A 633-nucleotide genomic window follows, 5' to 3' on the forward strand; every position below is an offset into this window, starting at 1 on the left:
TCTCCATCGCTGCCTCCAATACTCACAACCGATTCGACAACAAAACACCCCATAAATGCACTGATGCTGTTCTCATAGCCAAAGATCACCTGGAGAGCGTTGCCCGTTTGTGGAACCTCTAAATCATTGCCACTATCATCAAACTCTGCTTCAAATGTATCGGCTTCATTCCCGGCATGGTCCGTAATGGTTGCGGTTAAAAGACGCTGGTAAAAAACCTCATGAACAGGTTTGTCTCCCACCTTGACCACAATAAAAGGGTGTGTACGCATTAATCCCATAACCGCTTCACCATGCTTTGGGGATTAGACAACACAAATTCAGGCAGAATGACCTTTAAGCCCCGTGGTAAAAACACACCATATTTGGCAATCTCTGGATTAGCTTCCAGTGTGGCTTCTAAATAACCGTTTAGTGCCCCAACTTGGATGCGGTCTCTGAACACTGCCATGGCATGTTGAAAGCAGATGAGATCAAGACTCATATCCTCTAACTCTACAACAACATGCTTTTCTGGTATCTTCATAGAGTTTGTCCCTCTTGGATTTGTCCCACCTGGTATTGTCCTTGTGGTTTTCCGCCATTAAAAAAGGGCAAGAGCGTAATGGAATAGCGGATGCGCTGGGATTGACC

General features: G+C 45.5%; 1 protein-coding gene and 2 pseudogenes. All 3 read right to left on the reverse strand.

The features are described from left to right. Window positions 1-272: pseudogene (locus ACFIQC_RS10125) on the reverse strand (late control protein); the annotation flags it as partial. Continuing rightward, entirely contained in the window at window positions 272-526 is a 255-nt protein-coding gene (locus ACFIQC_RS10130; RefSeq protein WP_375707156.1) for a tail protein X, read from the reverse strand. The gene ACFIQC_RS10130 and the pseudogene ACFIQC_RS10125, both read right to left, overlap by 1 nt. Continuing rightward, window positions 523-633 (reverse strand): annotated as a pseudogene (locus ACFIQC_RS10135) (phage tail protein); the annotation flags it as partial. The pseudogene ACFIQC_RS10135 and the gene ACFIQC_RS10130, both read right to left, overlap by 4 nt.

Origin of the sequence: Bartonella sp. AA126HLJHH (assembly GCF_042197425.1) — a bacterium.
Taxonomy (GTDB): Bacteria; Pseudomonadota; Alphaproteobacteria; order Rhizobiales; family Rhizobiaceae; genus Bartonella.

Coding starts and splice junctions, on each gene's coding strand:
- ACFIQC_RS10130 (WP_375707156.1), bottom strand. CDS start 526: ATGAAGATACCAGAAAAGCATGTTGTTGTAGAGTTAGAGGATATGAGT.